Source organism: Paractinoplanes maris, assembly GCF_023544465.1.
Classification (GTDB): domain Bacteria; phylum Actinomycetota; class Actinomycetes; order Mycobacteriales; family Micromonosporaceae; genus Actinoplanes; species Actinoplanes maris.
Genome location: NZ_JALPVL010000012.1, coordinates 363,859 through 370,497, shown reverse-complemented (window position 1 = coordinate 370,497; position 6,639 = coordinate 363,859). Strand labels below are relative to the sequence as shown.

Below are 6,639 nucleotides of genomic sequence, written 5' to 3'. Positions count from 1 at the left end.
TCGACTTGCATGTGTTAAGCACGCCGCCAGCGTTCGTCCTGAGCCAGGATCAAACTCTCCAACAAAATCTTTGGAAAAGCGTCCCGGCAACATAATGTTGCCAAAGGAATCTCCAACCGACACCCCTGTCCGAAGAAAGGAGTAAGCCGGCCGGGGTATTACTAATTGGCACTGGCTTATCAAGCACCCTGTTGAGTTCTCAAAGAACAACCACACCCGGCTAACTGCTCCGGGGCAACCGTTCAAACTTACCTGGCCGACTCCGTAAGCGCAAGATCTAAGATCCAGCTCACATCGCCCAAGTTTGCCCCACGAATCGAGCCCGCTTTTCGGCGGGTAGATCGTGAGAGTGGCCTCGCGGACCGGCCGACGATCACCTTGGTGATCTGCTTGCCCGGTTCCCGCTGGCTTGACTAACCTACCCGGTCGGTTCCGCTTCCGCAAGTCGCCCTGCTCCGCTCCGCCCGGCCTCGTTGATCAAGCATGAGGCCTGCCCTTTGGTAGATCCAGCCGAGCGTCGCTTTCGCGTCGTTCGTCCGGGTTTCCCTCGGGCAGAGAGAAAGTTACGCGACCGGGTGCCGCTCATGCAAATCGACCCCCGTGCCCGGCCCTGCGGCGAGAAGACCCGAAACCGCTTCGCGGCATGAAAGAGTGGGCACATGGGAGCTTCCCCCACGTTGGCCGCCGACGTGCTCGTCGACATGATCATGCCCTTCGGGCAGTTCGTCATCGGGGCGCTTCTGCTGGTCGCGCTGGTCATATCCGTGCGCCGCCTCCTCGAACGCGGCCCTTCCCGGATGGGCGGCGCGATGCTCCTGTCCGCCGGCGCCGTCATCGGTTTCGCCGTGGCCGGCTACTTGATTCAACTTTTGTGACGCCGCTGACACCTTCCCGCGCGACCGCCAACCGCCCCGAGAAGTGAACCGTCAGCCACCCACCGATCACACCCAGCGGCCGGTTTGATCAGGCGTTCCGCCTTCACGGCCCGGTTCGCCGCCCCGTGTTGTGTCTGAGCCGGCTGGGCGACACCAACACTCCGAGAGCAAGGTCGCCGAGTCGGCCCGCCGCAAGAACGCCCGCCTGCACGCGACCGAGGTGGTCGGCGCCGGCAGGTGCGGCTCCATCGGAGCAAGGCTCGATCGCTGGCGCCATCACGCAGGGCTCGAGCGCTATGGCCGCCGGGCGCCGGCCATAGCCCTGTCCCATTCACTCCTCACCGTCAGGCCGGAATCGGCGGAGGCAGAACCGGCAGGGGCGAGTCCGTAGCCCTTGGTTCCAGTGGGACGGAACCAGCAAGAACGAGTCCGTAGCCCATGAGCTCCAGTGGGACGGAACCAGCAAGAGCGAGTCCGTAGCCCATGAGCTCCAGTAGGACGGAACCAGCGCGGGCAGAACCGTGGGACAGAACCCCAGTAGGACGGAACCAGCACGGGCAGAACCATGGGACAGAACCCCAGTGGGACGGAACCAGCACGGGCAGATCCGTGGTGCTGAGCTCCGGGTGCGGCGGAACCAGCAGGGGGCTGAGCCCCGGTGCAGAGGAACCAGCAGGGGCAGGGCCGTGGAGCTGGGCTCCGGTAGAGCGGAACGGGCGGCGGACCGGCGGGAGCGCAACGCGCGGGGGCGGATTTGTGGGGCTGAGCTTGGGTGGGCGTAACGGGCGGGCGGGTTTGAGGACTGGGCTGGATGGCGGTTAAGGCGTACGGGAATCAGACGGCCCGTTGGCCCCTTGCCGTCAGACCGGGACGGACGGGGATGTCGTGAAGGCGTACGGGAAATCAGAGGCGACGGTTGGCGAGGCTGGGAAGCTCGGTGCGGATCTTGTCGAGGCGGTTGAAGTCGAGGTCGGCGGTCACTATGCCTACGGTGTCGGGGGCCTGGGCCAGGACGGTCCCCCAGGGGTCGACGATCATGCTGCGGCCGAAACACGTACGCCCGGGGTCGTGGTCGCCGATCTGGCCGGCCGCGATGACGAAGCACTGGTTCTCGATCGCGCGGGCGCGGAGGAGGACCTCCCAGTGGTCGCGGCCGGTGTGCATCATGAACGCGGCCGGCACAACCAGCACGCGGGCCGCCCCCTCCACGGCAAGTCGCCGGTAGAGCTCGGGGAAGCGCAGGTCGTAGCAGATCGACAGGCCCGTGCGAACGCCGGCGATCTCGGCCACGACGGTCTCGTCACCGGGCGCCACCGATCGGGACTCCTGATAGGAGACCCGGCCGGCGATCTCCACGTCGTAGAGATGGATCTTCCGGTAGTGCGCCGCGAGTGAGCCCTGCGGGTCGAAGACCAACGAGGTGTTGTAAGTGCGCCGGGCGTCGGGGCCGCTCTCGTGGAAGGAGCCGGCGTGCACCCAGATGCCGATCTCGCGGGCCGCGGCGGAGAAGAACTGGGCGAAATCGCCGTCGATCGCCTCCGGCTTGGGCGCGGTGTCGCCGGGGCCCAGGTAGTCGACGTACTCGGGGAGGACGGCCAGCTCGGCGCCGGCGGCCGCGGCTCGTTCCAGCAACTCACGCGCGACCCGCAGGTTGTCGTCCCGGTCGGCTCGCGAATTCACCTGGCACACCGCTACGCGCATGCCTGAAGCGTACGAGTGCGGAGAGGCACCCTTCCACCCCGTACGGAAGTACTGGCTCAGCCCCCTACCGAAGGCGCTGTCGGCGGCGGCTCGTTGACGGTTGACTCGCAGTCGCCCCCACCGAGCAGGAGGTACGCATGGACGGCAGGAGTGACCGTGGTCAGGACAACCGGGCCTGCATGGCCTCGGCCAGGGCCTGGATGCCCTTGAGTGGACGGATCATAACCGTGAAGTCGGTGATCTGGCCGTCGGCCGACTCCTGGAGGAAGTCGCAGCCCTCGAGCTGTTTGTCGCCGACGCGGGCCCGGAAGAGCAGCGCGTGGTCGGGAGGGGAGGTCAGCTCGCGGGTGTAGTGGAAGTCCTCGAAGACCTGGATGACGGCTCGGAGGATGGGGGCCACCGCGAAGCGGCCTCGGTAGGGGGTGAAGACGACCGGGCTCCGGAAGATGACGTCCTCGTGGAGGAGGGCGAGGGCGGCGTCGAGGTCACGGGATTCGATGGCGGATCGGAACGGGTGCACGGCGCGGCCCCTATACTCAACAAATTGAATAGGTGTGGATGACGCTAGCCCGCGGGTGGAGAGGTGTCCAGATGTCGCTGCGCCATGCACTGCTGGCGGCTCTGTCGCAGGGGGAAGCCTCGGGGTACGAGCTGGCCAAGCGGTTCGACGTGGGAGTAGCCGAATTCTGGTCGGCGACACCGCAGCAGCTCTACCGGGATCTGGAGCGACTCGAGCAGGACGGCATGGTCTCGGCCCGGGTGGTGGAGCAGAGCCGGCGGCCCAACAAGCGGGTGTTCTCGCTGACGGCGGCCGGGCGGGAAGAGCTACGGGCGTTCACGCGACGACCGGCGAAACCGCCGGCGATGCGCGATGAGTTCCTCGTCCAACTCCAGGCGGTCGACCTGACGGATCCGGGCGCGGCGGTGGAAGCGGCCGCCACCCGTCGGGAGCGGGCACGGCAGAAGCTGGCCGGCTACGACCAGTTGCGGGAGCGGATGCTAGCCGGGCGTGGCGAGACCGAGTTCTACGCGGAGAGCAGCCAGGTCGGGCCCTACCTGACGCTGATGGCCGGGCGCATGTACGAGCAGCTGAACATCCGCTGGGCCACGACCGTGATCGAGACCCTCACACGCCGTGGAGAGAGCGCGCCGGCAGCGGACGGGGAGTGACGACACTCGTACGCGGAAAAGCCGCCACCGTCGCACCCGGAGGGACGACGGCGACGGCTCGAATCGGGTCAGGCGGACTTTTCCTCGCGCTCGCGACGACGGCGGCCGACGAACTCGCGCGGGACGATCGTCGGGTTGACGTTCTCCAGCACGACCTCGCGGTTGATGACCACCCGGGCGGCGTCGGGGTTGCTCGGGACCTCGAACATCACGGACTGCAGGACTTCCTCCATGATGGCGCGGAGGCCACGGGCGCCGGTGCCACGGAGCATGGCCTGGTCGGCGATCGCCTCGAGAGCGCCGGAGTCGAACTCCAGCTCGACGCCGTCCAGCTCGAACAGGCGCTGGTACTGCTTCACGTAGGCGTTGCGAGGCTCCGTCAGGATCTTGATCAGGGCCTCGCGGTCGAGGTTACGGACCGTGGTGATCACGGGGAGACGGCCGATGAACTCGGGGATCAGGCCGAACTTCAGCATGTCCTCGGGCATCACGCGGCTGAAGATGTCGTCCGTGTTCCGCTCGGAGATCGAGCGCAGGTGCGCCCCGAAACCGACACCGCCGTGGCCCACGCGGGACTCGATGATGCGGTCCAGGCCGGCGAACGCGCCGCCGACGATGAACAGCACATTGGTGGTGTCGATCTGGATGAACTCCTGGTGGGGGTGCTTACGGCCGCCCTGAGGCGGAACGTTGGCCACCGTGCCCTCGAGGATCTTGAGGAGGGCCTGCTGGACGCCCTCACCGGAGACGTCGCGGGTGATCGACGGGTTCTCACTCTTGCGAGCGATCTTGTCGACCTCGTCGATGTAGATGATGCCCTGCTCGGCCCGCTTCACGTCGTAGTCGGCCGCCTGGATCAGCTTGAGCAGGATGTTTTCCACATCCTCACCCACATAGCCGGCCTCGGTGAGCGCCGTGGCGTCCGCGATCGCGAACGGCACGTTGAGCATGCGGGCCAGCGTCTGCGCCAAGTGCGTCTTACCGCAGCCGGTGGGACCGATGAGCATGATGTTGGACTTGGCGACCTCGACGTCGCTGCCTCCGCCGGGCGCGCCGCTCGACTCGGCCTGGATGCGCTTGTAGTGGTTGTAGACAGCGACCGAGAGCGCCTTCTTGGCCTGCTCCTGGCCCACCACATACTGATCGAGGAACTGGCAGATCTCCATCGGCTTGGGAAGCTCTTCCCACTTCACCTCGCCGGTCTCGGCCAGCTCCTCCTCGATGATCTCGTTGCAGAGGTCAATGCACTCGTCGCAGATGTAGACCCCAGGGCCCGCGATGAGCTTTTTGACCTGCTTCTGGGACTTCCCACAGAAGGAGCACTTCAGTAGGTCGCCGCCGTCGCCGATCCGTGCCACCTACGTTCTCCTTGAGCTCATCGGTCAGCTGCTGCCAACCCAGATCCGAGGACTTGATTGCCTCGTTGCCATCTCATCGTCTGCCGAACCGCGTAACTGAGGCTGCATGCACGACGTTACCCGTAAAGGTGCGGTTCTCCGACCCCCCAAAACGGGCGTGTCAGAGGTCAGCCAGTCCTGAACGTCCCGGCCGGCCTCTGACCATGATGCCTCAGCTGCCCGAGCCCACCGACTGCAGGCTCTTCTTACGGCTCGCCAGGACGACATCGACGACGCCGTACTCCTTGGCCTCGTCGGCCGTCATGATCTTGTCGCGGTCGACGTCCTTGCGGACCTGCTCGACCGAACGGCCGGTGTGCCGCGAGATCATCTGCTCCATCTGGCTGCGCATGCGGAGGATCTCCCGCGCCTGGATCTCGATGTCCGAGCCCTGGCCGTAACCGCCTTCGGTGGCCGGCTGGTGGATCAGCACCCGAGAGTTCGGCAGCGCCATGCGCTTGCCCGCCGTACCACCGGCCAGCAGGACCGCGGCCGCGCTGGCAGCCTGGCCGAGGCAGACCGTCGAGATGTCCGGACGGACGTACTGCATGGTGTCGTAGATCGCCGTCATGGCGGTGAAGGAGCCACCGGGCGAGTTGATGTACATCAGGATGTCGCGGTCCGGGTCGGAGCTCTCCAGCGTCAGCAGCTGGGCCATCACGTCGTTGGCCGACGCGTCGTCCACCTGCACGCCGAGGAAGATGATCCGGTCCTCGAACATCTTGTTGTACGGGTTCGTCTCCTTCATCATCCCGTTCGAAGAACGCTCGACGAAGGAGGGGAGCACGTAGCGGTTGTGCACCGGCGCGAACCCAGAGGGCAAGGTCAGGTCAGTCATAGTTCAGCTCCTCAGTTCAGCGTGCCGGCGCCCTCGGGAACCTGAGTGGCCCCGGTGATCACCTTGTCGATGAAGCCATAGTCAACGGCCTCCTGAGCCGTGAACCAACGGTCACGGTCGGAGTCTTGCTCGATCTGCTCCTGGGTCTGGCCGGTGTGGAAAGCGACCCGCTCCTGGAACATGCGCTTGGTGTAGAGCATCTGCTCGGCCTGGATGGCGATGTCGGCGGCCGTGCCGCCCATGCCGCCGGACGGCTGGTGCATCATGATCCGCGCGTGCGGCAGCGAGAAACGCTTACCGGGGGCGCCGGCGCAGAGCAGCAACTGCCCCATCGACGCCGCCATGCCCATCGCGACGGTCTGAACGTCGTTCTCGATGAACTGCATCGTGTCGTAGATCGCCATGCCCGAGTAGACCGAGCCACCGGGCGAGTTGATCCAGAGGTTGATGTCGCGCTCAGGGTCCTCGGCGGAAAGCAGCAGCAGCTGCGCGCAGATGCGGTTGGCCACCGAGTCGGAAACCTCGCTGCCGAGGAAGATGATGCGCTCACGCAGCAGGCGGTTGAAGACCGAGTCGTCGAGGTTGCCACTGAGGGAATCACCGCGGAGCAGAGGGCTCGCGGGGAGATGAAGATCGGTCATGGCAGCCCTTCGAAGCT

7 protein-coding genes and 1 rRNA gene are annotated in these 6,639 nt (G+C 66.0%); 2 read left to right on the top strand and 6 right to left on the bottom strand.

The window, feature by feature from the left end; translation table 11 throughout:
• Window positions 1–65: ribosomal RNA gene (locus NAG42_RS33100) — 16S ribosomal RNA — on the bottom strand; the annotation flags it as partial.
• A 612-nt stretch (window positions 66–677) separates the two neighbouring features.
• Here NAG42_RS33100 and NAG42_RS33095 point away from each other — a divergent pair.
• Entirely contained in the window at window positions 678–875 is a 198-nt protein-coding gene (locus NAG42_RS33095) for a hypothetical protein (protein WP_438872486.1), read from the top strand.
• A gap of 903 nt (window positions 876–1,778) precedes the next feature.
• On the opposite strand, the gene NAG42_RS33090 is transcribed toward NAG42_RS33095, so the two are convergent.
• Complete coding sequence (locus tag NAG42_RS33090) at window positions 1,779–2,576, bottom strand: carbon-nitrogen hydrolase family protein (protein WP_250035871.1); 798 nt, start codon at window positions 2,574–2,576, stop codon at window positions 1,779–1,781.
• A gap of 160 nt (window positions 2,577–2,736) precedes the next feature.
• Window positions 2,737–3,096, bottom strand: a complete 360-nt coding sequence (locus NAG42_RS33085) for a nuclear transport factor 2 family protein (protein WP_250035870.1) — start codon at window positions 3,094–3,096, stop codon at window positions 2,737–2,739.
• A gap of 71 nt (window positions 3,097–3,167) precedes the next feature.
• Here NAG42_RS33085 and NAG42_RS33080 point away from each other — a divergent pair, with 71 nt between their 5' ends.
• Window positions 3,168–3,746 (top strand): PadR family transcriptional regulator, encoded by a 579-nt coding sequence (locus tag NAG42_RS33080; RefSeq protein ID WP_250035869.1) that lies wholly within the window; start codon window positions 3,168–3,170, stop codon window positions 3,744–3,746.
• Window positions 3,747–3,814: 68 nt separating this feature from the next.
• Here NAG42_RS33080 and clpX read toward each other — a convergent pair whose 3' ends face one another.
• The 3 genes from clpX to NAG42_RS33065 form a co-directional block, all read right to left on the bottom strand.
• Window positions 3,815–5,104: an ATP-dependent Clp protease ATP-binding subunit ClpX gene (gene clpX / locus NAG42_RS33075; protein WP_250035868.1), complete on the bottom strand. Its 1,290-nt coding sequence runs from the start codon at window positions 5,102–5,104 to the stop codon at window positions 3,815–3,817.
• A 211-nt stretch (window positions 5,105–5,315) separates the two neighbouring features.
• Window positions 5,316–5,981 carry an ATP-dependent Clp protease proteolytic subunit gene (locus NAG42_RS33070; RefSeq protein WP_250035867.1) on the bottom strand — a complete coding sequence of 222 codons (666 nt, stop codon included), beginning with the start codon at window positions 5,979–5,981 and terminating at the stop codon, window positions 5,316–5,318.
• Window positions 5,982–5,992: 11 nt separating this feature from the next.
• Window positions 5,993–6,622: a ClpP family protease gene (locus NAG42_RS33065; protein ID WP_250035866.1), complete on the bottom strand. Its 630-nt coding sequence runs from the start codon at window positions 6,620–6,622 to the stop codon at window positions 5,993–5,995.
• Window positions 6,623–6,639 lie beyond the last annotated feature (17 nt).

Excerpts from the sequence above, each read along its gene's own strand:
- NAG42_RS33070 (WP_250035867.1), bottom strand. The coding sequence starts at position 5,981 with ATGACTGACCTGACCTTGCCCTCTGGGTTCGCGCCGGTGCACAACCGC.
- NAG42_RS33090 (WP_250035871.1), bottom strand. The coding sequence starts at position 2,576 with ATGCGCGTAGCGGTGTGCCAGGTGAATTCGCGAGCCGACCGGGACGAC.
- NAG42_RS33080 (WP_250035869.1), top strand. The coding sequence starts at position 3,168 with ATGTCGCTGCGCCATGCACTGCTGGCGGCTCTGTCGCAGGGGGAAGCC.
- NAG42_RS33065 (WP_250035866.1), bottom strand. The coding sequence starts at position 6,622 with ATGACCGATCTTCATCTCCCCGCGAGCCCTCTGCTCCGCGGTGATTCC.